This is a genomic window from Streptomyces sp. HUAS 15-9, from assembly GCF_025642155.1.
In the GTDB taxonomy this organism is placed as follows: domain Bacteria; phylum Actinomycetota; class Actinomycetes; order Streptomycetales; family Streptomycetaceae; genus Streptomyces.
On sequence record NZ_CP106798.1, the window covers coordinates 8,632,451 to 8,655,879 of the forward strand.

Sequence of the window (23,429 nt, forward strand, 5' to 3'; positions counted from 1 at the left end):
GAGAAACGCCTCCACATCGCGGACCGGCTGCGGCGCCCTCAGACGAAGCGGACGATCCAGCGTTGCGAGGTGCCCCCGGTGCACACCGCGGTGGAGACCCGGTCGTTCGCCGTCCGAGCGAGGCACTTGTGGCTGACGCTGTTCTGAATCGTCCTGCCGGCCGTTGTCGAGCTGCTGATCTGCCACAGTGCTGCCTTGTCGGCAGCGGCACAGGGTTTCATGGTCAGTTGATCGTTGCGCAGCGTGAGGCACAGTTTCGTTGCCACCTGGCGGAGCGCGGTGTACTCGTAGTCGTTGTCCCAGTGCCACTTCTGGTAGGCGCCCAGATTGCATGAGAAGACGTACGGGCCGTAGTCGGCTCGGAAGTCCAAGCAGGCCTTGCTTCCTGCTGAATTCTGGAACGCGGTGGTCACCGGTGCCGCGCTCGCCGGTGTACTGCTCAGGCCCACCGCGAGCCCGACGACCGCCCCCACGGCGGCCAGTCTTTTCAGAACCACGAGTTCCTCCTCCGCTCGACGCGTTCCGCCGGGATGCTACCGACAACTGGGTGCTCCTGGGCCCGGAGTGGAAGCCCCTTCCCCACTGTTGCCGATGGGGTACCGGGACGACGAGGCGTCCGGCACCCGACGGGTTCGCGAGGCGTCAGAGTATGAGCAGGAGCCGCGTGTTCGCGACGAGCTTCCGGTTCACACTGGTGCTCTGCACGAAGATCGTGAAGTCGTCGTTGTGATCCGGCTTCACGCGAACCTCCACGTCCGGCAGGCCGAGCAGGGCTCGGGCCTCGGGCCCGGTGTACACCTTGTCGGTCTTCTTCTCCAGCACCGCGATCTGCTTCCGTGCCTGGATCTTCTCCGACTTGCTCAACTGGTAGAACGCGCCACCGGTACGGTAGGTGTGGCCGGACTCGACGACCCAGTCCCGGATCGCCGCGTCACGAGAGACCGGGATCAGCTCGTACTGCGACGGCTCCACCGGGGTGAGGCCGGCCGCCTTGATGGTGTCCTTGTTGACCGCCTCCGCCCCCATGGAGAACACCGCCCGCGATCCCCGGATGCCCTTGGTGCGGCCCACCATGAATTTTTCGGTGGCCTGACGGATGACCTGCCCGGCCTCCTCCAGCCCCTGTGTGCTCGTGGCGTCCCAGACGGCGATGTTGTCCTTCGGGAAACCGCACTGCATGGCCTCGCGCTTGCCCATCTGGTCCGGCACGAGGACGGCCAGCGTCCAGTTGTCCTCCCGCGTCTCGATCATGTCGGCCACGGCCTTGACCAGTTCACGCGGATCCCTGGTAGGGGCGTCCGGGCAGCGATGACTTGCGTTCTCCTGCCCGTCGGTGAGAATGAACGTCAGGAAGCTGTGGTCGCCGTAGAGTTGTGCTGTCTGCGCGAGCTCCCGCTGTGACTTCAGCGCGGCCGCCAGCAGAGCCGTCATGCCACCGACCCGGTACAGCTGCTTCAGCGACGGCATGCGCAGCACGTCCTTGTCGTAAATGACGCACTCCACCTTGTCGGCGAAGACGTACACCGTGACACGGGTTTCCTGGTCCAGTTCCCGTGACCGGCGGGCAAGATATGCGATCTGCTGGTCGGCGACCTCGACGACCTTGCGGCTCAGATGCGACATGGACGAACTGGCGTCCAGCACGAGAGCGACGTGATTGATGTAGTTCTGGCTTCCGGACATGACAGCTCCCCCTCTTTCCGATTCGATGCTCCTACCGTCTCACGCACCACTGACAATCGATCTCGACTCCCAGGCGCCCAGCTGTTGTTCGCCGGTCAGCAGTACGGCGGCTGGTTGGTCAGGGACGCTGCCACTCGCATCCACACACCGAACAGCCGATACAGGCTGGGCAGCGTGCCCTGCGCCTGGACGGTCCGGGTGTCTGCCGAGGTGACGCCCGGAATCCCCAGGAGCGTCGAGGCCACTGAAGCCGACTGCCAGCGGACCGTGAGGGTGGACGGGGCCGTGGCGACGACCGGAGCCTTCAACGGCGTGGAGAGACCGGCGGCGACCGCCTCTTCGATCGCCGCACGTGCTTCTTCCGCCGGGCGCAGCTCTGCCGTGAACCGGTCCCGCGCACACTTCACGGCCACGGTCGTCACCGAGGCGTCCCATTCCGTCATCTCTGTGCAGGCACAGTCGTCACCGGTGAGGACCGTCACCGGCACACCGATGGCGGCCGCGGTGGCGTGAGCCAGACCGATCTCACCCACAGGCCGTCCGTCCAGCCACATGTCTTCGATCTCGTGCCCCATGAAGCTATGACTCAGTACGCCGAGCGCGCCGGCCCGTGAGTGGTAGCCGACGCAGATCATGGCGTCGTGCTCGGGGGCGAGGCCCTCGAGCATGCCCATCTGTTTGGGCCTGCCGCGGATGAGGCGTGCCGCCGGGTGCAGCGACTCGGGCAGGAGGTTGCGCATCGGGCCGTGCGCGTCATTGACGGTGATGTCCGTGGCACCGGCGGCGACGGCGCCCCTGACGGCAGCGTTGACGTCCTCCGCCATCATCAGCCGTCCACGCTCGTAGTCCCGGCCGCCCGGCTGGACATCATCGGCATCCACAAGCCCGGTGACGCCTTCCATGTCCACACTGATGTAGATCCGCATGTGCAATCTCCTCCAGCTTGATCACTCAGGAGACGCCCGGCGTTCTTCCTCTGGTTCCTTCACCGGATCGCGATCGTCCGCACTCCCCGCGCCTCGGGCGCGAGCAACTCCCAAGGGGCCGTGGCCGAATCCCCAGGAGCGGCTACACTGCCGCGAAGTCGTCAGGCGGCGCAGTAACTGGCCGGAAAAGAACGGTGGGAGAGGCCATGGCAACGGGGGGATGGGGCCCCGGACCCGGCGCGGGGCAACCGGGCGGCAACGGACCGGGCGGTCAGGGCTGGGGCGCTCCGCACGGGCCGACGCCCAATGGCCCCAACAGCCCCTACGGCCCGCCAACGGCGGCAACCCGTACGGTCCGTCCGCCCCGAACCCGTATCCGAACGCGAACCCGTACCCCTACGGCCCGCAGCCCGGCGCGCCCGTTCCGGTCGCCCGCCGCCGCAGTTGCCTGTGGTACGTCTCGCCCGTCTTCCTCGCGGTCGCCATCCTGCGCTCCGCGCACCGCGTGGCCACCAAGCTCTTCGTGCACGAGAGCGGGGACCGGTTCGTGGACCGCACCGTGGACCGTGTCCAGGTGGCACGCACGGTGCTCGGTGTGCTGGCCACCCTCGCGCTGATCCTGGTCTACGGCGTGGAGAAGGACCGCTGGGGGAACGCGGCGGAGGAGGGCCTGGCCAACGCGATCGTCACGCCGCTCGTGCTGATCTGCGCCGGGCCGCTGGTCATCCTGGGATTCATCCTCTACGCGCCCCCGCATCTGCGACCGCACCTGCGTTCCCGGCTGGGCGCCCCGCTCAAGGCGGTCGGCTGGTACGTGCTGACCCTGGTCGTCCTCGCCACGACCATCTACCTCGCGGGCGGCACCAGTCTCAAGGACCACTTGCACGGCCGGCAGGCGCTGCCGTTCGCCCTGATGGTGATGGTCGCCATCTTCTGGGGCTGCCCTTCCTCTTCCTGGCGTCCCTGTACTCCGCACGCAGCGCCTTCAACACCGCCCATGTCCACCCGATGCTGCCGCCCGTGGTCACCGGCGTCCTGGTCTGCGTGCTTGCCATGTTCAACCTGATCGGCAATGGCATGCCGGACGGCCCGCGGGTGGCCCAGTTCTGCTCACTGCTCGGCGGGCCGCTGTCGGTGACCGCGATCTCGGCGTGGGAGATGCGGCGCCTGCGCACCCGCTTCGGAGTCACCGTCCGGGGCTGAGCCGCAGCGGCGTCACGTCAAGGCCGGGAGAGAGTTCCTCAGGCCCCGAGGCTCGGGCGCCGCCGGGCGACGAGGACAGCGACGTCGTCGTCGAGTTCACCGCCGCTGTAGGCGATCAGGTCGCGGTGGAGACGGTCGAGGAGTTGGTGGGGCGCCTCGTCGCTCCATGAGCGGATGCGTTCGGCGAGGGGGTAGAACACGCCGGAGCCGTCGCGGGTCTCCGTGACCCCGTCGGTGTACAGCAGGAGCTGGTCTCCGGGGTGGAAGGGCGCGAGGTCGACGTGGTACCCGTCGCTCACCATGTCGCCCAGGTTGAGCGGCGGCGAGGGCGCGGCGGGCTGCAGCTCCCGAACCTCGCCGTCGTGCAGCAGGAGCGGCGAGGGGTGGCCGCAGGTGACGGTCCGGACGACCGGTACATCGTCCGGGACCTCGGCGAGGAGCGCGGTGATAAAACGTTCGGCGATGTCCGAGCCCGGGAGCTCCGGGTACTGGGAGGCGTTGCGGCTCACGCTCCTCTCCAGGCGGCGCGCGAGGTGGGGCAGGTCGGGCGCGTCATGGGCGGCCTCGCGGAAGGCGCTGAGCAGCATCGCGGCCGTCTGCATCGCGACCAGGCCCTTGCCGCGTACGTCACCGATGAGCAGTCGTACGCCGTACGGGGTGTGTATGGCCTCGTACAGGTCGCCGCCGATCCGGGCTTCCGCCGCGGCGGCGACGTACAGGCTCTCGAGCGTGACGTGTCCGAGGTGTCGCGGTATCGGATGCAGCACCGCCAGCTGAGCGGTCTCGGCCACCGAGCGGACCTGAACCAGCTGATGGGTGCGTCGGCTCAGCAGACGGTTGAAGATGACGGAAAATGCCCCGATCGCCACGAGGGTGGCCAGCTCGGAGTAGGCGGTCGCATCCTGCAGCGCGTCGAAGTCCACCATCAGGCCGACAAAGATGACGCACGCGCCCACGACGGTGAGCACGGTCTCCCACAGGCGCAGCAGCGCGGCGGCAGTGACCATGGCCGTGGCGAGGAAGGCATCCGGCCTGATGGCGCGGGGTGTCAAGAGGCCGACGAACAGGCCGATGACCAGCAGAAGAGCAGGCAGGGCGGGCAACAACCTGCCCCGCGCACCAGCGCTGTGCGGGACTTCGCGCACCTCAGGAGACCTCGCCTCCATGCCGCGCCCCAAGGTCACACAGGTCGAGCGGCAGCCCAGGTCCAAAAGTCAGGCCACCAATTCGGCCCATTTTATCGCCGTTCGCCGGTGCGGCTCGTCCACCCCCGTGGTGAACCGCCCGGGCTCCTCGAACGCGGCTCTCGGAGGCGGCGCCGGGTGGCACGGCGCGGCCTCAGGCGGTGCGGTCCGCTCGGTGCTGTTCCGCGGGTGTGAGGTGAGCCAGGCACAGTGAGGGCTCGACGAACGGCTCCAGCCGGTCGACGCCCAGCGGGGCGCGTACTTCCTTCAGGGCGCCGCGCATGAGGCCCAGGTGCAGGGAGCACACCACATCGCGGTGTTCCTCCGCGATTTCCCGGAACGGGCAGTGGCGCAGCGGGATGACCGGGTCGGGCTGGTCCTGGACGGCGCCGGGGGCGAAGCCGACGTCCGCGAGCACTTGGGTCAGTCGCCGGATGGCCTCCTCGGTGTCGATGCGCTGGGTGGGGGAGGGGGTGTCGGCGAGGTAGCGGCCCCATGCCTCCCCGGCGTTGACCGCGGCCTGTCCCGGTTGCGGCAGTGCCTCGGTGACGAGGCCGGTGAGCATCTGGGCCAGTAGCTGGTAGCTGCGGCGGCCTGCCGGTACCTGGGAGGAGGAGGCGGCGGCGCGGTAGACGGTGCGGGGCCTGCCCGGCCGGCCGCGCCCTTCGGTACTGCGCTCGGCGAGCCCGTCCTTGACCAGCGTGTCGAGGTGGAACCGGGCCGTGTTGGAGTGCAGGCCCGTCTGCTCGGCGATCTCCCGTACGCCCACCGCCTCAGGCGTGGCGCGCAGGACGTCGAGTACATGGGCCCGGCTCTCGCCCACGGTGGGAGGATCGGTCGGATCATGCAACGTCTGCTCGCTCATTTCGCCAATTTTACCCAATGTGTGTCGTAGAAACGAGAGAAATTCGTCACCTGTATCCCGCCGTCGGCTCGGTCACTGCTCGTTGGGCCCGGCCCGGCCGGGCCGGGCCCACGGGTTCCTTGCGGGTGTGCCGTCATGGGGTGACATCGGAGCGGCGGCGGATCTGCATGCCGGGGCGGCGGCGGTGCACGGTCACGTAGGCCAGGCCGCCGGGTCCCGCGGTGATGCTGCGTGTCGAACCGTGCGGCAGCCACAGGAGCCCTCCCTCGGTCAGCGGCTGCGCTCCTTCGGGAGTGTCCATCACGCCGTCGCCGGTGACGATGAGGACCAGGACGTCCAGGTCGGGCTCGGCGTGGGTGCCGATGCGCTCGCCGGCGGACAGCCTGACCAGGTTGGCGTCGAGCTGGCGGCCGGACTCGGCAAGCTTCCACAGGACGCCTGCGGATTCGGGGAGTTGGCCGGTGAGGGCTCGTACGTCGCACAGCAGGCGTGCCACGGCCGCCTCGTCCGGCTGTCCGGTGGTCGGCGTCTCAGGCATCGTCGGCCGGCCGTTCCGGCAGGTGCCGGTGGGTTTCCTCGACGACGGCCTGTGCCCGGACGTCCGGGTCGCTGTCGGTTGCACGGATGTACACCTCTGCGGCGGGTGGCACGCGTGATCATCCTCCTTCTTCTCGCCGGGGCTGTTGCTTCCGGATCCTCGGCAATTATTACGCGATTCTTCGTCAAAACGGCGTGTGGTCGGCGTCGTCGACGGAGAGTCGTGTGCTGTCCCCTCCCGCCCTCGGGGGAGCGGTTGCCACCCTCGGGGGAGCGGTCAAGCGCTCTGCTAGCAGAGCCACTTGAGCCAGTCGGCCTGTGTCGTGTCGTCCGGTGAAGCGGGGGATGTGCCGGGAAGCGGTCGCGGAGTGCTCTGCTGTGTGCGAGTCGGTGTGCGAGTCGGTGTGCCGGCAGGGCTTCGGTGGATCCTCAGGCAGGACAGGCCGTTCCCACCTGCTGTGAGGCCTGCGGCGGAGCCGTGTGGCAGCCACAGCAGCGTTCCCTCGGCCAGATGTTGCGGCCCGTCCGCGGTGGGGACGGTGGCGTCTCCGGCCAGGATCAGCAGGAGAACGTCCGGGTCCTCTTCGGTGTGGGTGTTCACGTGTTGCCCAGGCAGCAGGTGGGTGATGCCGGCGTCGAGTTCGCGGCCGGGTGCGGCCAGTCTCCACAGTTCTCCGGCCGGTGCCGCGGCGAGGACGGTGAGGGCCCGCGTGTCGCACAGCAGACTCGGTGCGGGCGTGGCCCAAGTACGGTCGGAAGGAGGACTGTTGATGCCGGTCGTGGTGGTGGGTGCGTCAGTCATCAGGAGTGACCCGTCCGCTGCGGTGCTGGTCGAGGCGTTCGACGTCGATGAGAGTCGTGAAGTTCGCGGCCAGGACGGCGAGTTTGCCGCCTGACAGTTCGGCCAGGGCGGGTAGGAGCACGGTCTGCTCAACCGCGAGGTGGGTGGTCAGGTGCGCCTCGATGCTCTGGGCGATGGCCTTCGCGCGGTGTGCGTTGTCCATGCTCGCGAGGGTGTCGATGTCCTGGTCCAGTGCGGTCGCGGCGGTGCGCAGGGCTCGGATGAGCAGGCGGGTTTCCGGGGAACCCGCCGCGGGGGTGTACAGGGCCCGGTCGGTGGCGTTCAGGTAGCGGCGTACCGGGCCGGTGCAGAAGTCGGTCAGGGTCGCCAGGGCCGCCTCCCGGGCGTCGGTGCCCAGGTCCAGTTCGGTCAGCAGCGCGACCTTGGGCCGCAGCGCGGCGAGCAGCCGTTGCTGGCCGCCGCGGATCACGGCCCGGGCCTGGATGGCCGGGTCGGTCTCGGTTGCCTGGATGAAGACCTCGGACGTCAGCGTCATGGCTCTGCCCCTTCTCCTGCCTCGCCCCGAACGGACGCGGTCAATTATTACATGTATTATTCGTAGAAACCTCGTGCTGGAAACCTCTGCCGAAGCGAGGAAGAGAGGAGGTGCGCCGATGACCTATGTGATCGCGCAGCCTTGTGTGGATGTGAAGGACAAGGCGTGCGTCGAAGAGTGCCCCGTGGACTGCATCTACGAGGGAGAGCGGTCGCTGTACATCCACCCGGACGAATGTGTGGACTGCGGGGCGTGCGAGCCGGTCTGCCCGGTCGAGGCGATCTTCTACGAGGAGGACGTACCGGCCGAGTGGAGTGAGTACACCCGGGCGAACGTCGAGTTCTTCGACTCTCTCGGGTCTCCCGGCGGTGCGGCCAAGCTGGGGTTGATCGAGCGCGACCATCCGCTCATCGCCGCTCTGCCGCCGCAGGGAGAGTGAGAGCGCCGAAATCCGCCCAGCGGGCCGGGACGGTTCGCCGACCCGGCACCCGCCCGGCCCGCTGGGGCGCACAGTCGCCGCGCAGTGGCCGCGCAGTCCCGCCCGCTCCGCACGCCGTATGACCCGCATGCCGAAGGCCGCATCACCCTTACCGAAGAAGGAATCTCATGCACGTCGCCGAGATCGCTACCTCCCCGCGCCGCCGCGCGCCCGTGCCCGGTGGACCGACCGCGGCCCTGCTCACCACTGAGGAGATCTCCGACCAGGTCGCCGTCCTCCACGTGGAACTGGCCGCGGGCACCACCATGGCCGAACACGAGCACGGCGCCTCACAGGTCGTGCTGATCCCCGTGGCCGGGGCCGTCGAGGTGCACCACGAAGGCCGGGTCTGGACCCTGACGGCCGGTACAGCCGCCGCCCACATCGGAGTCGGCGAGCGCGTCAGCCTGGCCAACCCCGGTGCGGAGCCCGCCTCGCTCATGGTCGTAGTCTCGCCACCGGAGTTCGCGGACCGGCTGGCATCTTGGCCGCAGGCCTGATCCACCACACCCCGACAGCCGTCCTTCGGTACGACAGAGAGGCCACGCATCGATGAACACCATGGCGGCCGCGACCGCGGGGGCGGTCACCTTCCTCTGGCTCGGAATGGTGCTGGCGATCTCCTTCCTGGAGGCGCCGCTGAAGTTCCGCGCCCCCGGGGTGACCATCCCCATCGGGCTGGGTATCGGCCGCCTGGTCTTCCGTGCGCTGAACCTCGTCGAGGCCGTCCTGGCCGCCGTCGTCGTCGCGGCCGTGGCCGTCGGCGGCCCGCCCACAGCCGTCGTGGTGCTCACCGCCGTCGTGGCGGTGCTGCTCGCCGTGCAGTTGGGGGTGGTCCGCCCGCGGTTGAACCGCAGGTCGGACAAGGTTCTTGCCGGGGAGGACCTGCCCCGCTCGCGCGGGCACGTGTACTACGTGGCCTTCGAGATCGCCAAGGTCATCACCCTGACGGTGCTGGGGATCAGCCTGCTGGCGCAGTAGCCCGCCCGCATGGTCGGCCCTCCCGTGCCGGGGCCCTCTCCCGGGGCGGCGCGCCGCTGTGGCCTGCTTCCGACCAGGCGAGCGCGTAGTGTGACAAGGCAGGGCGACATGATGACGGTGCCCGACGGCGCCAGGAGGAAGCACCATGGCGCACAACCCGTGGCTCCAGCAGGGACGGGGCCAGGCCCGGGACGGCGTGGCCGCGCGGCCGCCGCAGCGTGCTCTGGATCGGTACCAGCTGCGGCACCTGCTGGACGGTGTCGTGGCCGTCAGCGTCAATCTGGACACCCGCACCGTGCTGCAGCGCATCGTGGAAGCGGCCACCGACCTTCTCGGCGCGCGCTACGGGGCACTGGGTGTGCTCTCCGAAAGCGGCCAGGTCACCGACCTGATCACCGTGGGCATCGACGACCCGCAGCTGTGCGCCGCCTTGGGCCTGCCGCAGGGCCATGGCCTGCTGCACACCATGCTGGACGACCGGGAGCCGTTGCGGGTGGCGGAGGTGGACGAGGACCCTCGTTCGGCCGGCTTTCCGTCCGGACATCCGGTCATGCGGACCCTGATGGGCGTTCCGCTCATGGTGCGCGGCACGCTCTACGGTGACCTCTACGTCGCCGACAAGATGGACGGTACGCCCTTCGATGACGACGACGAGGGCCTGCTGACGGCGTTGGCGAGCGCCGCCGGTGTCAGCCTCGAGAACGCCCGCCTGTACGAGCGCCTCAAACGCGCCGCCGAGCACTTCCAGCGCCGTATGCTGCCCGTCATTCCCGACCTGGCGCCACTTGAGGCCGCCGCCCGTTATGAACCCGCCTCCGAACTGCTCAGACTGGGCGGGGACTGGTACGACGCCATGGTCCTGCCCGACGGTGCCACCTGTGTGGTGGTGGGCGACGTGACCGGCCACGACGTGGAGGCCGCCCCGCTGATGGGGCAGATCCGCAGCATGCTGCGGGCGGTCGCCCTCGACCGCTGCGGGCCGCCCGGCCTGGTCGTGTCCCGACTCGACCACGCCCTGATGATGTTCGAGGACCCGCCCACGGCCACCCTGGTGTTCGGGCGCATCGAGCGTGGCCGTGGAGAGGGCGAGGGGTACACCTTCGGCTGGAGCAACGCCGGGCATCCGCCGCCGCTGCTGGTCGGTGCGGACGGGAGCACGCGCTACCTGGCGCCCGCCCGGCACGGGATCCCGGTGGGTATCGATGCGTCCGTCCCCCGGTTCAGCCACGAACACCCCTTCCCGCCGGGCAACACCCTGCTGCTGTTCACCGACGGGCTGGTCGAGCGCCGCGACCAGGACATCGACACCGGACTGAGCGACCTGGCCGAACAGGCCGCCCGCCTGGCCAGGGCCCCGCTGGAGGACCTGTGCGACGCTCTGATCAGCCGAAGCCCAAAGGTGTTCGACGACGATGTGGCCGTGCTTGCCCTGCGCACCCCCCCTGGACGGCTCGACACGGTGACAGATACGCCCCCGGCTTGCTGACGCCGACGGGCAGGCCGGGTAGGCCGCGGCTCCCGCTTTCCGAGGTCCAGGGACCGTGCTGGGGCGGAGGTGTTCGACCGATGGCCGGATGGACGAACAGGGCCCCGGCGGTGGCGCTGTGCGGGCCGGCGTCGGCCGGCGCATGACCAACGCGGGCACGTAGTGGCGAGCACGGTCACCGCGCCGCCGGACGGGTCGTTCTCCTTCACCCTGTCGCCCGGGTCGTACCGCATCACCGAGGACATCCTCGGCATCGGCCGGCAGGCAGAGGCGCACGCCGGCTCGACGGCCTCGGCGACACCGATCATTCCCAGCGCGCACTGAATCCGACGCCCGGACGGCACGCCCTTCGGCCGAGGGGATGGAGTTCCTTCGGCATATGAGTGGCTCCCGCCGTGCCCGTGCCGCTCCTGCCGTGGACCTGTGGACCCGTGGACTCGCGGCCACGCTGCTGATCGCTCGCATCTCTCGACGAGGGGATTCGCACGTGGACGCCGTTCCACCTTCGCCCACGCCCGGGCGGTCACCTTCCGTGCTCAGAAATGCACTCATCGCTGCCTGCACGGCTGAGCGTCGCTTCGGTGAACCTGCCCGTCCGGGCCCGGGCCGCCACTCAGCCGCCGGTGCCTTCGGCATCCGAACAGCAATACCTCAGCAGCATCCCGCCGGATCTCACCGTCCCTCACGGAACCGCACGCCCGCGGTCGGTGCGCCCGCGGCAACTCCCCGGGGCCGTGGGGGCGTTCGTCATCGACGTGGACGCTTCCGCCACCACGGGCACGGGCGGTGGCCGCGGCGAACCGTCCATCGCGATCAACCCGGCCAACCCCGACGAGATCGCGATCACCCACAACTGCGGCTCCACGGCGACGAACGACTTCTCGGTCTCCGTCAGCCCGGCTTCCGCCGGCGTGACCGCCGGGGCGTCGGCGACCACCACGGTGTCGACGGCGGTGACGTCCGGTACGGCTCAGTCGGTGAGCCTGTCGGCGTCCGGCCTGCCCAGCGGGGCGACCGCCACCTGCAACCCGACCTCGGTCACCGCGGGCAACTCATCCACGCTGACCGTGGCCACGTCATCCTCGACGCCTGCGGGGACGTGCAACATCACCGTCACCGGCACGGGCTCCTCGGCCACGCACACCGCCACCTACACCCTGACGGTCAGCTCCGGCAGCGGCGGCGGGATCACCAACGGCGGCTTCGAGGCGGGCAGTCTGACCGGCTGGACCTCGGCGGGCACCACGACGGTGGTGAACTCCGGGGCGCACAGCGGCACCTACGCGGCCCGGGTCGGCGGCACCTCACCGACCAACGGCGACTCGTCGATCGCCCAGACCTTCACGGCGCCGTCCGGGATCAGCACGCTCGGCCTCTACTACACGTGACCTGCCCGGACACGGTCACCTACGACTGGGCCACGGCCACGCTAAAGGACAACACCACGGGCACGACCACCACGGTGCTCACCAAGACCTGTGTGTCGTCCTCCGGCTGGGTCAAGAAGACCGCGTCGGTCACCGCCGGGCACAGCTACACGCTCACGCTCATCAGCCACGACGACAACTACACGGGTGACGCCACGTGCACCCACTACGACGACGTGACCGTGTCCTGACCCGCGTCAGGACAGAGGTCGGTTCCCAAGCGTCGTCCTCGGGGTGGATCGCCGAGCCTCCTTCGGCGGTCCACCCCCTCTCAGACGCCCCGCCCGGGGCGCACCCCCCTCGACGACAAGGGGTCTTCTCATGTCGCGCACCGTATTACGTAGATCCGTCGCAACCGCCACCACCGTCCTCGTCTCCTTGGGCGGCCTTCTGCTCACCTCGCATCAGGCGCTCGCCGACGTCGGCAAGGGTGGCTTCGAGTCCGGCAGCCTGACCGGCTGGACGAGCACAGGCTCCACCTCCGTGGTCAACTCCGGTGCACACAGCGGAACTTACGCCGCCCACGTCGGCGGGACGTCGACCAACGGCGACTCGTCGATCGCCCAGACCTTCACCGCGCCGACCGGCGCCGGCCCGCTGTCGTTCTGGTACAGCGTCACCTGCCCGGACACGGTCACCTACGACTGGGCCACGGCCACCCTCCCCCACACCACCGCCGGCACGACGACCACCGTGCTGGCCAAGACGTGCACCAGCGGCCTGGGCTGGAAGCAGGCCACGTCGCCCGTGACCGCCGGACACAGCTACACCCTCAAACTCGTCAGCCACGACGACAACTACACCGGCGACGCCACCTACACGCTCTACGACGACGTCGCCTTCACCACCGCCACCCCGCCGCCCGGCTGCCGCCGGGCACCTACACCATCCGCCCCGCGATCGTCATCCCCTTCGACTCCGGCATCCGCTGAAGCCCGTGACAGGGGCGGCGCTGACACCGCCGCATCCGGCATCGCATCGCGAAGTCTCAGTCGGCACTCCCGGCATGGGGCAGGGCCAGGCCATGGTCGTAGGCGAAGATCACGGCCTGGATGCGGTCGCGTGCGCCGATCTTGGCCAGCACCCGTCCGACGTGAGTCTTCACGGTGGACTCGGACAGGACGAAGTGCGAGGCGATCTCGTTGTTGGTCCAGCCCTTGCCGATGGCGACGAGGATCTCGCGTTCCCGGTCGGTGAGGCTGCCCAGTCTCGGATCCTCGGTGAGGCCACCCGAACGGGGCACCAGTTGGGCGAACTCGTGCAGCAGGCGGCGGGTGAGCGCGGGAGCGATCACGGCATCGCCGACGGAAACGGCACGGATGCCGGAGAGAAGCTCTTCCGGGCGGGCGTCCTTGAGGAGGAAGCCGCTCGCTCCGGCGCGCAGGGCGGCGTGGACGTATTCGTCGAGGTCGAACGTGGTGAGCACGAGGACGCGGGACCGGTCGCCCGCGGCGGTGATGCGGCGGGTGGCCTCGATACCGTCCATGCCGGGCATGCGGACGTCCATGAGGACGACGTCGGGGCGGAGTTCGGCCGCCATACGGACCGCCTCCGCGCCATGGGCGGCCTCACCGACGACCTCTGTCTCGGGGACCGAGTTGAGCAGCATGCGGAAGCCGTAACGCTGCAGCGGCTGGTCGTCCACGATGAGTACGGTGGTCACTGAGCACCGCCCGGGGACACGAGGTTGAGGGTGGCCCGTACTGCCCATCCGCGGCCGGCGGGACCCGCGCTCAGGGTCCCGCGGTAGAGAGCCGTACGTTCTCGCATGCCCACCAGACCGTGTCCTTCCTCGTTCGCCGGACCAGGACGCATGGCCCTCGCATCGGCCGGACCGGTGTCCTGAACCCTGACGGTCAGGTCAGTGTCCTCGACGACGATCGACAGGTTCACCCGGGTGCCGGCTCCGGAGTGCTTGAGCGTGTTCGTCAGGGCTTCCTGAACGATGCGGTAGACCGTCAGCTGTACCCCGCTGTCGAGAGCGTCCACGTCCCCGGCGGTCCGGTAGACGACCGACAGGCCCGCGGCGCGCACCCCTTCGCAGAGCGCGTCGATGTCCGTGAGGCCGGGTTGCGGGCTGAGCTCGGGTCCGTCCTGCGGGCCGTCCGACGCCTCCCGCAGGACGCTGAGTACGCGTCTCAGTTCGCCGAGGGCCTGCCGACCCGTGTCGCCGACGAGGAGAAGGGCTTCCCTGCCCCGCTCCGGAGCGACGGCGGTGGCGTAGGCCCCCGCGTCGGCGAGGGTGATGATGACGGACAGGTTGTGGCCCACGATGTCGTGCATTTCGCGGGCCACCCGGGCTCGTTCGGCCGCGGCGGCGAGTCGGCTGCGCTGGTCGCGTTCGATCTCCAGACGGGCCGCCCGGTCCCGAAGCCCCGCGAGCTGGGCTCGGCGAATGCGTACCATCAGGCCGAGCGCGAGGGCCGCGGTTGCCGTGCTCAGGAGGAAGAACAGTGCGTCCCAGACCGGGACAGCCACCGACACCCGCACCGCGACCAGCACCATCGCCCCTGCCATGACCCCGCAGGCCCAGGGCAGCTGCCGCATCCGTCCATGCAGGGCGAGACTGTACAAGGCGATGAACAGGGAGATGTCCGCGCGCAGCGCGGCACCCAGCGACCACTGGAGGACGAACACGGTCGTTACGGCGCCGAAGGCGACCGCCGGTGCGCGGCGGCGCCACAACAAGGGCACTACGAGCCCGGTCTGCAGCACCAGCATCCCCACGACGGGAAGCCGGGTGAACGCGAGGCGGAAGCGCCGCGGGCCGTCGCCGTCACCGCTGACGGTGTGCAGCAGGTCCGGCAAGCAGAACATCAGGAAGACCAGTGCCACCACCGCGGTGTCCAGCACCCACGGATGTGCCAGGTCCGCCTGCCGCAGCCGCTGGCCGGCCCGGGACAGGCGGGCGACCAGCGGTCCCATCCCGTCGAGGTCTTCGACGGGCGCGGTGGCTTCGGAGGCCGTGGTGGCCTCCGAAGCCGCGGTGGTCGTGGTGGTCATCTGATCATCATGCAGGGCGTCAGGCGTCGCTGCGCAGCAGCCTGTATGCCGCCCCGGACAGTGCCAGCGCGGTCCAGCCGAGGAAGACCAACAGACCGGACCCAGGGGACAGGCTGGTGGCGTCGTGAGTCAGCGCGAACATCGATTCGCCCGCGTTGCTCGGCAGATAGGGGCTGATGTCGTCCTGCCATGAGCTGGGCAACAGGGAGACCAGTCCGGGGATCAGCATCAGCGTGGCGACCAGTACCGAGATGCCGCCGGCCACCGAGCGCAGCAGAGCGCCCAAGGCCGTGCCGATCACGCCGACCAGACCGAGGTAGAGCCCGGCTCCCAGCAGGCTCCGTACGACTCCGGCATGTGAGAAGTCCATGGCCGCGGGCGTGCCGGAGACGATCCGGCTGCCGAACAGGAAGGCGGCGAACACGCCGAGCGTGCCGGTGACCAGCGCCACCAGGCCGAACACGGCCGCCTTCGACCACAGCACCGGGAGCCGGCGTGGCACCGCCGCCAGGGTGGATCGGATCATGCCGGTCGAATACTCACCCGCTGTGATCAGCACGCCGAGGACACCCAGGGCCAGCTGGGTGAAGTTCGTACCGAAGAGCGACAGGCTCACGGCGGTCGAACGAGCGAAGTCCCGGTCCATGTGGCTGGAGCCGATCCCGGACTTGTAGCGGCTCGCGGCGATCAGCCCGAACGCGACGAGGAACAGCAGCCCGAGTCCCAGCGTGATCCAGGTCGACCGCAGGGTCCAGAGTTTGGCCCACTCCGAGGCGAGCACACGCCGTCCGGTCACCCGGTAGGCGGGGCGAGCGGTCGCGGTCGGAGGCGCTTCCGGGGCCGTGGTGAGGGTGCTCATGCCGGCCTCCCGAGGGCCTCGACGGTCTCGGCGCCGGTCGTGGAGCCGTGGTACTCCACGGCATCCCTGGTCAGATTCATGAACGCCTCCTCGAGCGGCACCTGGCGCGTGCTCAGTTCGAACAGCGCGATCCCGTGCTCGGCGGCCTTCAGGCCGATCTCGCGCGCGGTCAGCCCGGTGACCTGCAACTCCTCTGAACCGATGTGCCCCGTGATGTCGACGCCCGGCCCCGCCAGGATGTCCCTCAACCGCGCCGGGTCCTGCGTGGCCACCCGCACGGTGTCGCCGCCCGCCTCGCGGACCAGGTCCCGTACGGTCGTATCGGCCAGCAGCCGGCCGCGCCCGACGATGATCAGGTGGTCCGCCACCAGCGCGACCTCGCTCATCAGATGCGACGACACGAACACCGTGCGTCCGTCCTCGGCGAGCGACGTCAGCAGGTTGCGGATCCAGAGCACTCCTTCGGGATCCAGCCCGTTGACGGGTTCGTCCAGCATCACCGTCTGCGGGTCGCCCAGGAGTGCCGCGGCTATGCCGAGCCGCTGGCCCATTCCCAGGGAGAAGGCGCCGGCGCGCTTCTTGGCCATGCTGCCGAGCCCGGCAAGGTCGATGACTTCGTCCACTCGGCGGCGTGGGATGCCATGGGTCAGCGCCAGTGCCCTGAGGTGGTTGTAGGCCGAACGGCCGGGGTGAATCGACTTGGCCTCCAGCAGCGCGCCGACCTCCTGCAGCGGCGCACGGTGCCGGGCGTAGCGTTGGCCGTTCACCGTGACGGAGCCGCTCGTGGGAGCGTCCAGCCCGACGATCATGCGCATCGTGGTGGACTTGCCCGCTCCGTTGGGGCCCAGAAAGCCGGTCACCGTGCCCGGTTTCACGACAAATTCCAGGCCGTCGACGGCTGTCTTCTCCCCGTACCTCTTGGTCAGCTGCCGTGCGTCGATCATTGGCGCTCTTTCTCTCGGGCTCGGCGTCCGTCGGGTCCGACGCCACACCCACAACCTAAGCTCGGCATCGCCCGGATCGGTGGTACCGGAGGCTGAACCCGGGCGCTTTGGTGGTACCGCGGTACTACGCCACGCCGAGCCGGCATCGGGGGCGGGGTGAGACATGCCAAAGCCCACGCCTATCACTGGCTCAACCAGCCTGACCAGGGATTTCGTCAAGGCGTTCAGGTTGCGGTCAGACTGCGGGCAGGGTTTTGAAACTCATGTATTAGAGGCCTCAAAACAATGGCAAAGGCACCTGTGGCACCGGGACTTCACCGTGTCATCGTGCGCGTCATGACCACAGAGCACCTTCTCGATGACCGCCCCCTCGCCTCCCTCCGTGCCATGGCCAACAAGGTGCCGGAAGTGACCGTCTACTTCTGGATCACCAAAGTGCTGACCACGGGCATGGGCGAGACGGCGTCGGACTTGCTGGCCCGTCTGCTCGGCCCGGTACCAGCGGTCGCGCTCGGTGGTCTGGCCCTCGTGGTCTCCCTGGCCGTTCAGCTCACCGTCCGCCGGTACGTCGCATGGGTCTACTGGACCGCCGTCGTCATGGTCAGCGTGTTCGGCACGATGGCGGCCGACGTCCTGCACATCGGCCTCGGCATCTCCTACACGGTGTCCACACCGCTCTTCCTCACCGCGCTGGTCGCCGTATTCGCCCTTTGGTACGCCAGTGAGCGCACCCTGTCGATCCTCAGCATCCGCACCCGTCGCCGCGAGGCCTTCTACTGGGCGGCCGTTCTCGCCACGTTCGCCCTCGGTACGGCGGCCGGCGACCTGACGGCCACCGTCGGCTTCGGATACCTCGGCTCTGTCGCCCTCTTCGCCGCCGCGATCTGCGTGCCCGCGGTTGCCCATCGCTTCGCCGGCCTGAACGCCGTGACCGCTTTCTGGACCGCCTACGTGATCACCCGTCCCCTCGGCGCCTCCCTTGCCGACTGGATGGCCCTCGGCCACGCCCGGGGCGGGCTCGGACTGGGGCTGGGTCCGGTGACCCTCGCCTGGACGGTGGCGATCGTGTGCTTCGTGGGTTACCTGGCCATCTCCCGTGAGGACGTGTCGGGTGGCCAGGCGGTCTGACGGCCAGGGCTGAGCGATGGGCGGCGCGCGTCGTGAGCCGGCTGTGTTGGGCCGATCCGTTGACCGCCGACGTCTCATCCGCGCTCGCGGAGGTACGCCTCCAGCTCGGCGGCCCCGGCCAGCAGCGCACGCCCCCGGGCGGACAGCCGGCCGCGCCAGTCGCCCAGTGCGGCCTCCAGCGGTTCCAGCCCGCCGGCCGCGTGCACCTGGGCGATCAGCGGGGCGATCTGCTCCAGCAGGTAGCCGCCGCGCCTGAGTTGGTGGGCCAGCCGGGCGTCCCGCACGTCGGACTCGTCGTAGACGCGGTACCCGGTCAGCGGGTCGCGGCGCGGGCGCACCAGTCCGGCACGCTCCCATTTGCGCAGCGTCGCGGGTCGGATTCCGAGCTTCTCCGCCAGCGGCCCGATGAACGTGCCGTCGGGCCCGGACGGGGTGTCGGGGTGGGACGCCGTGGTGGGCTCCAGATCGCGTAGAGCGCGTTCCACGGCCTGGAGGGTCCGGCGGTCGTCAAGAAGCTGGGCGTGGCTCTCGTCGATGAGACGGAACGCCTCGTCGACCGCACCCTCGTTCACCGCCCGCATGATCGACGTCGCCGTCGGGTGACCATGGCCGGGCACCAGGGCGAGAAAGGCGCGCAGGGCTCGCGCGTGCAGCGGCGTATAGGTGCGGTAGCCGTGGGGTGTGCGACCGGCGGCAGGAAGGATGCCGGCCTCCTCGTAGTTCCTGACCGCCTGCGTGGACAGACCGTGCCCGCGCGCCAGATCAACCGGCCTCAGCCGCTCGCCGCTTTGAAGGTTTGGCCCCAGGTTTCGCCCCATGGACCGACGATATCGCGGCAAAGTTTCAACCGAAGGTTCAACGATACCGTTGAAGGCATGGCTACCGACATCAAGGACACCGTCCAGGCCGTGGAGGCTGCCGCCATCATGAGGCTGCTCCCGGCCCGGCCCCGGCTGCTCGCCCTGGGCGAGCCCACCCACGGCGAGGACACGCTGCTCGAGCTGCGCAACGACCTCGTCCGGCAGCTCGTCGAGCAGGAGGGCTACCGGACGATCGCGATCGAGAGCGACTGCATGAAGGGCCTGGTCGTGGACGACTACGTCACCTCGGGCACGGGCACCCTCGACGAGGTCATGGAGCACGGATTCGGTCATGGCTGGGGCACCTTTGCGGCCAACCGCGAACTCGTGCGCTGGATGCGCGCCCACAACGACGGCCGGCCCGCGTCCGAACGGCTCCGCTTCGCCGGTTTCGACGGCCCGCTGGAAATCACCGGCGCCGCGAGCCCCCGGCAGGCCCTCACCGCACTCCACCGCTACCTCTCGGGCCAGGTGAAGGCGGACCTGCTCCCCGGCACGGCGGAAACACTCCACCTCCTGCTCGGCACCGACGACCGGTGGACCGATCCCGCCGCGATGATGGACCCGGCCCAGTCCGTGGGGCGGTCGGCCGAGGCCGGTCAGCTGCGGCTGCTCGCCGACGACCTGGTGGCGCTGCTCGACGAACAGACGCCACACCTCATCGCGGCAACCTCGCGGGACGACTGGGACCGGGCACGCCTGTACGGGCGCACCGCCACCGGCCTGCTGCGCTACCACTACTGGATGGCCGACACCTCACCGGCGCGCATGACCCGGCTGGTGGGCGTGCGGGACCAGATGATGGCCCACAATCTCCTCGCCCTCGCCGAACGGGGCCCGGCACTCATCCACGCCCACAACTCCCACCTCCAGCGCGTGAAGAGCTCGATGCAGATGTGGGAGGGGCCGGTGGAGTGGTGGAGCGCCGGTGCGATGGTGAGCGCCCGGCTCGGCGAGGAGTACGCCTTCGTGGCGACGGCCCTCGGCACCATCCGGCACCAGGGCGTGGACACGCCACCGCCGGACACCGTCGAGGGACTCCTGTACGCGCTCCCGGAGGACCGCTACGTCATCGACGCCCCGCGGCTGGCCACCGTCCTCGGCGACACGCGCCCCGCACCCCGCGTATCCCCTTGGTTCGGCTACGCCCCGCTCGACCCGGCACACCTGGCGGACAGCGATGCGATCGTGTTCGTCAAGGACGTCCCACAGATCTAGCCCTACTGCTTCGGCTCGTCAGGGAGATCCTTCACCGCCGTCGGCGACCCGTCGGCTGACAACCCGGTAGGTGATGGGTGCTCCATGACGGGAGGGTGCTGAGCTCTCGGTCGTTGGACAGATCGAGCGTGAGTGTGTTGAGGCAGGCCTGGGCGTCGATGTAGGCGATGACCAGTCGGTCCCGGCTGTCGAGGGAGACGGCGGGAGCGTGGACGAACGGGCCACCGCCGAGCGGCGTCCACTCCTGCCGTATCGGGCTGCCGTCGAGGGACTGAACGCAGAGGCTGAGCCCGTGTTCGTCGGTGCGTTGAACCAGGGCCGCTGCTTTCCCCGCGGCCAGTACGGCGTGGGCGAGGGGACCGAAGCCAGGAGTGGTGGTGGCGATGTCCGGTTGCGTGTTCCATGTGCCGTTCGGACGGTCTTGACGGTTGGCGACGAGCCACCCGGTCCCGGGCTGCCTGGAGTACATCAGGAGGCTGCCGTCCGGCTGCTCGATGAGGGTCACGGGAGCGGCGGGCTGGGCGAGTTGGGTGCCGTAGTCGCGTGCGAAGGCCCCGCCGGGGGTGGTTTGGTACCAACGCAGGAGGCCCATGCCGCTCGTGCTGCTGGTGGCATAGAACTCGACGGTGCCCTCGCTCCTGGCGATGGCGGCGATGCCTTCCAGAACACTGCCTTTCAGGTCACTCCAGGGCTCCCATCCCTTCTCGGTCAGAAGACGAGAACTGAGCCCGCTACCGAAATTACGCACTGCGATCTGAACGCCGTCACCAGAGGCAACGATTACTGGCATGCCCAAGGCCCGACGGTGTGGTTCATGTTGGGCCGATGTGCCGTACGGGCTGCCGAGGTCGCTCCAGGTACCGAACTCGCCGGTCACAGGGTCCTCGGCGATGTGCAGGAAGTTGCGCTGATGCTGTTCGGGGGAGGGACCCACCGCAGCCCTGACCGCGATGACGTGGACGCGGCCGCCGGCGTCGCGTGTCGCGTCGAGACCCGCGACGACGCGACCGCCGCCGGCCGGCACTTGGCCCAGTGGTGCCGGTCCCGACCACGTGTCACCGCCAGGCTGGTCCTGGGTCCACATGACCGGTCGGCCGCCGAGCACGGCGAAGGAGGCGAGGCGTCCGTCGGACCGCAGCTGGAGCCAGTTGGTGCCGGAACGCCAGCGATGGTTCGTGCTCTGCCCGTAGAAGCGGTTGTACGCACGGTTGCCGAGCGGCCTGTCCCCGCACAGGCCCGGGGGCTGCTCGCAGTCATGGCCGTCCTCGCCGCCGTAGACCGCCAGGTAGGAGAACTTACGGGCGGCCTGCTGGGGGCTGAGATTGCGGGGGCGCAGCTTGTTGCAGTACCCCACGTAGCTTTCGACCACGGCTGGCCGTTGTCGGCCGGTTCGCTCGTACTTCTCGAGCGCCGCCATGGCGAAGAGGGCCGCAGCCGTGTGGTCGGAGTTGTCGCAATAGGCGATGCCACCCGTCTTCTTGTCGATCACGGTCCACTGAGGGTCAGGGTTCATGATGCGAACGACAGCGGGGGAATAACCCTGCAGAATCTCGGTGAGTGTGCCGATGAGGGCATCGCGGGTCAGCGACTGCCCGTCGCATCGGGAAGGGATGGGGCTGGATGTCGGGCGCAGTGTCGCCAGCTTCTTACTGGTCTGCTGCCACAGATCGAGAAGGTTCCCGTTCTGCGCGCCCCGGCCGGTGCGCAGGTTGAGGAAGACGAGCGTGATGCGGCCCTCGTCAAGGTGGTTGATCTCCGCTGTGACTCCCCGGATCTTCATGGCGGAGCGCTGCCAGGCGGCCCGGCGGCTGCCGGTGACCATGAACGCGTAGGCGGCCCGGATTCCATGCTGGCGGGCGGCCGTGTAGGCGGGGAAATCAGGCGTGGCGGTCTTGCGGGCGGCGTCGTCCATGGCGAGATTGATGCCGTCGGCTTCTCCCGTCGTCAGGTAGACGTTGACCTGGGGTACTCCGGAGCGCACGGACTGCCACAGATCTGGCGTCATGAAGTACAGGTCGTCGTCCGTGTGGGCACAGATCTGTACGTGGGGCGCCGGGACCGTGGAGGTGTGCTTGCCTGACGACGCGACAGCGGAAAAGGGATTCAGCAGACGCATGGTGTGGAGACCTTCCTGGTGATGATGCTGATGAGGACCATGCAAGGACGCGTGTACAGGGATCCGGGGGCGGCCTGCATGGCGCCGATCAGAGTTGGGCAAGGCCTCGCTTCAGGCGGCGTCCGAGAGGACGCTCGACGTATCGGTGCACCAGCCAGGCAAGAATCAGCATGGCCGCGACCACCAGACACAGCAGCGCGCCGGACGGCGTGTGGGGAGACAACAGGCTGAACAGTTCCCGGCCGATGTCCTGATGCAGCAGGTACACCGGATAGGTGAGGGCGCCCGCGCCGGTGAGCCAGCGCCACGACATCCAGGAGAGTTTCGTCGTGGCGACGAGCGTCATGACCCCGAAGCTCGCCGCAATGATGAGGATCACCGGCCAGGACGGCACCGTATGACCCATGTACGTGCCCGTGTTCTTCCATGTGCTCAGCGCGAAGGGGAGCGACGCGCAGAAGCACAGCAGGACGATGCCGGACAGCATCAGATTCGGGCGGTACCGGTGCATGAGATAGAGCGCCATGCCGGCGATGAAGTACCAACTGCTGTCAGGCATGAGCAGGAGCCGTACCGGGTCGTTCACCGGTGCCCGCGCGTAGAGTGCGCTCGCCGCTGCCCAGACGCAGCAGAAGAGCAGGACACGGCGGTACGTCAGTCCCCACCAGGCGACGACGGCGAACAGCAGATAGAACCTCAGCTCCACGAACAGCGTCCAGTACGCGCCGTCCACATGGGGGACACCGAGGGCCTCTTGAAGCATCGTCAGATTGGTCAGGACATCGCTCCACGCAAGTGGCTGCGCGCCACCGGGGATTGCGGCGACGGTGACCGTGGTGGCGACGACCGCGAACCAGTACGCCGGATAGAGCCTCACCACACGCGAGACGAAGAACTCCCGCAGCGACTTGCCCCAGCAGCTCATGCAGATGACAAAGCCACTGATCAGGAAGAAGAGTTGGACACCAAGCCAGCCGTATGCGGCAACAGGGAAGGCCGATGGGAAGATCGCCTTCACGTCTGTGTGCCAGCCGCCGCCCCGGGCCAGGTAGTGATAGGCCATCACGGCGAGCGCGGCGATGAGTCGCAGCGCGTCCAACACATGGAGTCGATGGGGGCGGTCACCGGCTTGCGTGGCGTCCCTGCTCTCCTGCGGCGGTGCACTGCGCGCGCGGCTGACTTGATCGAACACGG

General features: G+C 69.0%; 26 protein-coding genes. 11 read left to right on the forward strand and 15 right to left on the reverse strand.

What is annotated here, in order from left to right; all coding sequences use genetic code 11:
• Positions 1 to 38 precede the first annotated feature (38 nt).
• The 3 genes from N8I87_RS39085 to N8I87_RS39095 form a co-directional block, all read right to left on the reverse strand.
• Positions 39 to 497 (reverse strand): RICIN domain-containing protein, encoded by a 459-nt coding sequence (locus N8I87_RS39085; protein ID WP_263215643.1) that lies wholly within the window; start codon positions 495 to 497, stop codon positions 39 to 41.
• Positions 498 to 642: 145 nt separating this feature from the next.
• Positions 643 to 1,683 carry a vWA domain-containing protein gene (locus N8I87_RS39090; protein WP_263215644.1) on the reverse strand — a complete coding sequence of 347 codons (1,041 nt, stop codon included), beginning with the start codon at positions 1,681 to 1,683 and terminating at the stop codon, positions 643 to 645.
• Between the two features lie 95 nt (positions 1,684 to 1,778).
• A complete protein-coding gene (locus N8I87_RS39095) occupies positions 1,779 to 2,609 on the reverse strand; it encodes a M55 family metallopeptidase (protein WP_263215646.1) in 831 nt (276 codons plus the stop codon).
• Positions 2,610 to 2,829: 220 nt separating this feature from the next.
• On the opposite strand from N8I87_RS39095, the gene N8I87_RS39100 reads away from it, so the two are divergent.
• Together N8I87_RS39100 and N8I87_RS39105 are read left to right on the forward strand one after the other, a co-directional pair.
• Positions 2,830 to 3,675, forward strand: coding sequence for a hypothetical protein (locus N8I87_RS39100; RefSeq protein WP_263215648.1), 846 nt, complete (start codon positions 2,830 to 2,832; stop codon positions 3,673 to 3,675).
• The gene (locus tag N8I87_RS39105) at positions 3,663 to 3,812 is read left to right on the forward strand and encodes a hypothetical protein (protein ID WP_263215650.1); all 150 of its coding nucleotides are present in this window, start codon (positions 3,663 to 3,665) and stop codon (positions 3,810 to 3,812) included. Before N8I87_RS39100 ends, N8I87_RS39105 begins: the two co-directional genes overlap by 13 nt.
• A 38-nt stretch (positions 3,813 to 3,850) precedes the next feature.
• Here the strand turns inward: N8I87_RS39105 and N8I87_RS39110 are convergent, their stop codons facing one another.
• The 5 genes from N8I87_RS39110 to N8I87_RS39130 all read right to left on the reverse strand — a co-directional run bounded on the left by N8I87_RS39110 (position 3,851) and on the right by N8I87_RS39130 (position 7,735).
• Positions 3,851 to 4,915 (reverse strand): PP2C family protein-serine/threonine phosphatase, encoded by a 1,065-nt coding sequence (locus N8I87_RS39110; protein WP_263215651.1) that lies wholly within the window; start codon positions 4,913 to 4,915, stop codon positions 3,851 to 3,853.
• Positions 4,916 to 5,150: 235 nt separating this feature from the next.
• Complete coding sequence (locus N8I87_RS39115; RefSeq protein WP_263215652.1) at positions 5,151 to 5,861, reverse strand: helix-turn-helix transcriptional regulator; 711 nt, start codon at positions 5,859 to 5,861, stop codon at positions 5,151 to 5,153.
• A 133-nt stretch (positions 5,862 to 5,994) separates the two neighbouring features.
• Positions 5,995 to 6,399, reverse strand: a complete 405-nt coding sequence (locus N8I87_RS39120; protein WP_263215653.1) for a hypothetical protein — start codon at positions 6,397 to 6,399, stop codon at positions 5,995 to 5,997.
• Positions 6,400 to 6,687: 288 nt separating this feature from the next.
• Entirely contained in the window at positions 6,688 to 7,200 is a 513-nt protein-coding gene (locus tag N8I87_RS39125) for a hypothetical protein (RefSeq protein WP_263215654.1), read from the reverse strand.
• Positions 7,193 to 7,735, reverse strand: coding sequence for a hypothetical protein (locus tag N8I87_RS39130; protein ID WP_263215656.1), 543 nt, complete (start codon positions 7,733 to 7,735; stop codon positions 7,193 to 7,195). Before N8I87_RS39130 ends, N8I87_RS39125 begins: the two co-directional genes overlap by 8 nt.
• Positions 7,736 to 7,853: 118 nt before the next feature.
• On the opposite strand from N8I87_RS39130, the gene fdxA reads away from it, so the two are divergent.
• The 7 genes from fdxA (at position 7,854) to N8I87_RS39165 (ending at position 12,298) form a co-directional block, all read left to right on the forward strand.
• The gene (gene fdxA / locus N8I87_RS39135; RefSeq protein ID WP_263215658.1) at positions 7,854 to 8,174 is read left to right on the forward strand and encodes a ferredoxin; all 321 of its coding nucleotides are present in this window, start codon (positions 7,854 to 7,856) and stop codon (positions 8,172 to 8,174) included.
• A gap of 167 nt (positions 8,175 to 8,341) precedes the next feature.
• The gene (locus N8I87_RS39140; protein ID WP_263215660.1) at positions 8,342 to 8,713 is read left to right on the forward strand and encodes a cupin domain-containing protein; all 372 of its coding nucleotides are present in this window, start codon (positions 8,342 to 8,344) and stop codon (positions 8,711 to 8,713) included.
• 52 nt (positions 8,714 to 8,765) lie between these two features.
• Positions 8,766 to 9,194, forward strand: coding sequence for a hypothetical protein (locus tag N8I87_RS39145; RefSeq protein WP_263215662.1), 429 nt, complete (start codon positions 8,766 to 8,768; stop codon positions 9,192 to 9,194).
• Between the two features lie 145 nt (positions 9,195 to 9,339).
• Complete coding sequence (locus N8I87_RS39150) at positions 9,340 to 10,680, forward strand: PP2C family protein-serine/threonine phosphatase (protein WP_263215663.1); 1,341 nt, start codon at positions 9,340 to 9,342, stop codon at positions 10,678 to 10,680.
• A 162-nt stretch (positions 10,681 to 10,842) separates the two neighbouring features.
• Entirely contained in the window at positions 10,843 to 11,004 is a 162-nt protein-coding gene (locus N8I87_RS39155; RefSeq protein ID WP_263215665.1) for a hypothetical protein, read from the forward strand.
• A gap of 257 nt (positions 11,005 to 11,261) precedes the next feature.
• Positions 11,262 to 12,068, forward strand: a complete 807-nt coding sequence (locus tag N8I87_RS39160) for a hypothetical protein (protein ID WP_263215667.1) — start codon at positions 11,262 to 11,264, stop codon at positions 12,066 to 12,068.
• A complete protein-coding gene (locus N8I87_RS39165) occupies positions 12,065 to 12,298 on the forward strand; it encodes a hypothetical protein (protein ID WP_263215669.1) in 234 nt (77 codons plus the stop codon). Before N8I87_RS39160 ends, N8I87_RS39165 begins: the two co-directional genes overlap by 4 nt.
• Positions 12,299 to 13,095: 797 nt before the next feature.
• Here the strand turns inward: N8I87_RS39165 and N8I87_RS39170 are convergent.
• The 4 genes from N8I87_RS39170 to N8I87_RS39185 are packed head-to-tail and all read right to left on the reverse strand — an operon-like array spanning position 13,096 to position 16,913.
• Positions 13,096 to 13,770 (reverse strand): response regulator, encoded by a 675-nt coding sequence (locus N8I87_RS39170; RefSeq protein WP_263215670.1) that lies wholly within the window; start codon positions 13,768 to 13,770, stop codon positions 13,096 to 13,098.
• Positions 13,767 to 15,110, reverse strand: coding sequence for a sensor histidine kinase (locus tag N8I87_RS39175; protein WP_411577341.1), 1,344 nt, complete (start codon positions 15,108 to 15,110; stop codon positions 13,767 to 13,769). Before N8I87_RS39175 ends, N8I87_RS39170 begins: the two co-directional genes overlap by 4 nt.
• Before the next feature lie 19 nt (positions 15,111 to 15,129).
• Positions 15,130 to 15,969 carry an ABC transporter permease gene (locus N8I87_RS39180; RefSeq protein WP_263215671.1) on the reverse strand — a complete coding sequence of 280 codons (840 nt, stop codon included), beginning with the start codon at positions 15,967 to 15,969 and terminating at the stop codon, positions 15,130 to 15,132.
• A complete protein-coding gene (locus tag N8I87_RS39185) occupies positions 15,966 to 16,913 on the reverse strand; it encodes an ABC transporter ATP-binding protein (RefSeq protein WP_263215673.1) in 948 nt (315 codons plus the stop codon). The genes N8I87_RS39180 and N8I87_RS39185 overlap by 4 nt, the downstream gene beginning before the upstream one ends.
• Before the next feature lie 336 nt (positions 16,914 to 17,249).
• On the opposite strand from N8I87_RS39185, the gene N8I87_RS39190 reads away from it, so the two are divergent.
• Positions 17,250 to 18,041 carry a COG4705 family protein gene (locus N8I87_RS39190; protein ID WP_263215674.1) on the forward strand — a complete coding sequence of 264 codons (792 nt, stop codon included), beginning with the start codon at positions 17,250 to 17,252 and terminating at the stop codon, positions 18,039 to 18,041.
• Between the two features lie 74 nt (positions 18,042 to 18,115).
• Here N8I87_RS39190 and N8I87_RS39195 read toward each other — a convergent pair whose 3' ends face one another.
• The gene (locus N8I87_RS39195) at positions 18,116 to 18,847 is read right to left on the reverse strand and encodes a TioE family transcriptional regulator (protein WP_263216891.1); all 732 of its coding nucleotides are present in this window, start codon (positions 18,845 to 18,847) and stop codon (positions 18,116 to 18,118) included.
• Between the two features lie 69 nt (positions 18,848 to 18,916).
• Between N8I87_RS39195 and N8I87_RS39200 the strand changes: the two genes are divergently transcribed.
• Positions 18,917 to 20,119, forward strand: a complete 1,203-nt coding sequence (locus N8I87_RS39200) for an erythromycin esterase family protein (RefSeq protein ID WP_263215676.1) — start codon at positions 18,917 to 18,919, stop codon at positions 20,117 to 20,119.
• 31 nt (positions 20,120 to 20,150) lie between these two features.
• Here the strand turns inward: N8I87_RS39200 and N8I87_RS39205 are convergent, their stop codons facing one another.
• Positions 20,151 to 22,235, reverse strand: coding sequence for a PLL family lectin (locus N8I87_RS39205; protein ID WP_263215678.1), 2,085 nt, complete (start codon positions 22,233 to 22,235; stop codon positions 20,151 to 20,153).
• Positions 22,236 to 22,323: 88 nt separating this feature from the next.
• The gene (locus N8I87_RS39210) at positions 22,324 to 23,337 is read right to left on the reverse strand and encodes an acyltransferase family protein (protein ID WP_411577410.1); all 1,014 of its coding nucleotides are present in this window, start codon (positions 23,335 to 23,337) and stop codon (positions 22,324 to 22,326) included.
• Positions 23,338 to 23,429 lie beyond the last annotated feature (92 nt).

Excerpts from the sequence above, each read along its gene's own strand:
- N8I87_RS39090 (WP_263215644.1), bottom strand. The coding sequence starts at position 1,683 with ATGTCCGGAAGCCAGAACTACATCAATCACGTCGCTCTCGTGCTGGAC.
- N8I87_RS39095 (WP_263215646.1), bottom strand. The coding sequence starts at position 2,609 with ATGCGGATCTACATCAGTGTGGACATGGAAGGCGTCACCGGGCTTGTG.
- N8I87_RS39100 (WP_263215648.1), top strand. The coding sequence starts at position 2,830 with ATGGGGCCCCGGACCCGGCGCGGGGCAACCGGGCGGCAACGGACCGGG.
- N8I87_RS39105 (WP_263215650.1), top strand. The coding sequence starts at position 3,663 with ATGTTCAACCTGATCGGCAATGGCATGCCGGACGGCCCGCGGGTGGCC.
- N8I87_RS39115 (WP_263215652.1), bottom strand. The coding sequence starts at position 5,861 with ATGAGCGAGCAGACGTTGCATGATCCGACCGATCCTCCCACCGTGGGC.
- N8I87_RS39120 (WP_263215653.1), bottom strand. The coding sequence starts at position 6,399 with ATGCCTGAGACGCCGACCACCGGACAGCCGGACGAGGCGGCCGTGGCA.
- N8I87_RS39125 (WP_263215654.1), bottom strand. The coding sequence starts at position 7,200 with ATGACTGACGCACCCACCACCACGACCGGCATCAACAGTCCTCCTTCC.
- N8I87_RS39130 (WP_263215656.1), bottom strand. The coding sequence starts at position 7,735 with ATGACGCTGACGTCCGAGGTCTTCATCCAGGCAACCGAGACCGACCCG.
- fdxA (WP_263215658.1), top strand. The coding sequence starts at position 7,854 with ATGACCTATGTGATCGCGCAGCCTTGTGTGGATGTGAAGGACAAGGCG.
- N8I87_RS39140 (WP_263215660.1), top strand. The coding sequence starts at position 8,342 with ATGCACGTCGCCGAGATCGCTACCTCCCCGCGCCGCCGCGCGCCCGTG.
- N8I87_RS39145 (WP_263215662.1), top strand. The coding sequence starts at position 8,766 with ATGAACACCATGGCGGCCGCGACCGCGGGGGCGGTCACCTTCCTCTGG.
- N8I87_RS39150 (WP_263215663.1), top strand. The coding sequence starts at position 9,340 with ATGGCGCACAACCCGTGGCTCCAGCAGGGACGGGGCCAGGCCCGGGAC.
- N8I87_RS39175 (WP_411577341.1), bottom strand. The coding sequence starts at position 15,110 with ATGACCACCACGACCACCGCGGCTTCGGAGGCCACCACGGCCTCCGAA.
- N8I87_RS39180 (WP_263215671.1), bottom strand. The coding sequence starts at position 15,969 with ATGAGCACCCTCACCACGGCCCCGGAAGCGCCTCCGACCGCGACCGCT.
- N8I87_RS39185 (WP_263215673.1), bottom strand. The coding sequence starts at position 16,913 with ATGATCGACGCACGGCAGCTGACCAAGAGGTACGGGGAGAAGACAGCC.
- N8I87_RS39190 (WP_263215674.1), top strand. The coding sequence starts at position 17,250 with ATGACCACAGAGCACCTTCTCGATGACCGCCCCCTCGCCTCCCTCCGT.
- N8I87_RS39200 (WP_263215676.1), top strand. The coding sequence starts at position 18,917 with ATGGCTACCGACATCAAGGACACCGTCCAGGCCGTGGAGGCTGCCGCC.
- N8I87_RS39205 (WP_263215678.1), bottom strand. The coding sequence starts at position 22,235 with ATGCGTCTGCTGAATCCCTTTTCCGCTGTCGCGTCGTCAGGCAAGCAC.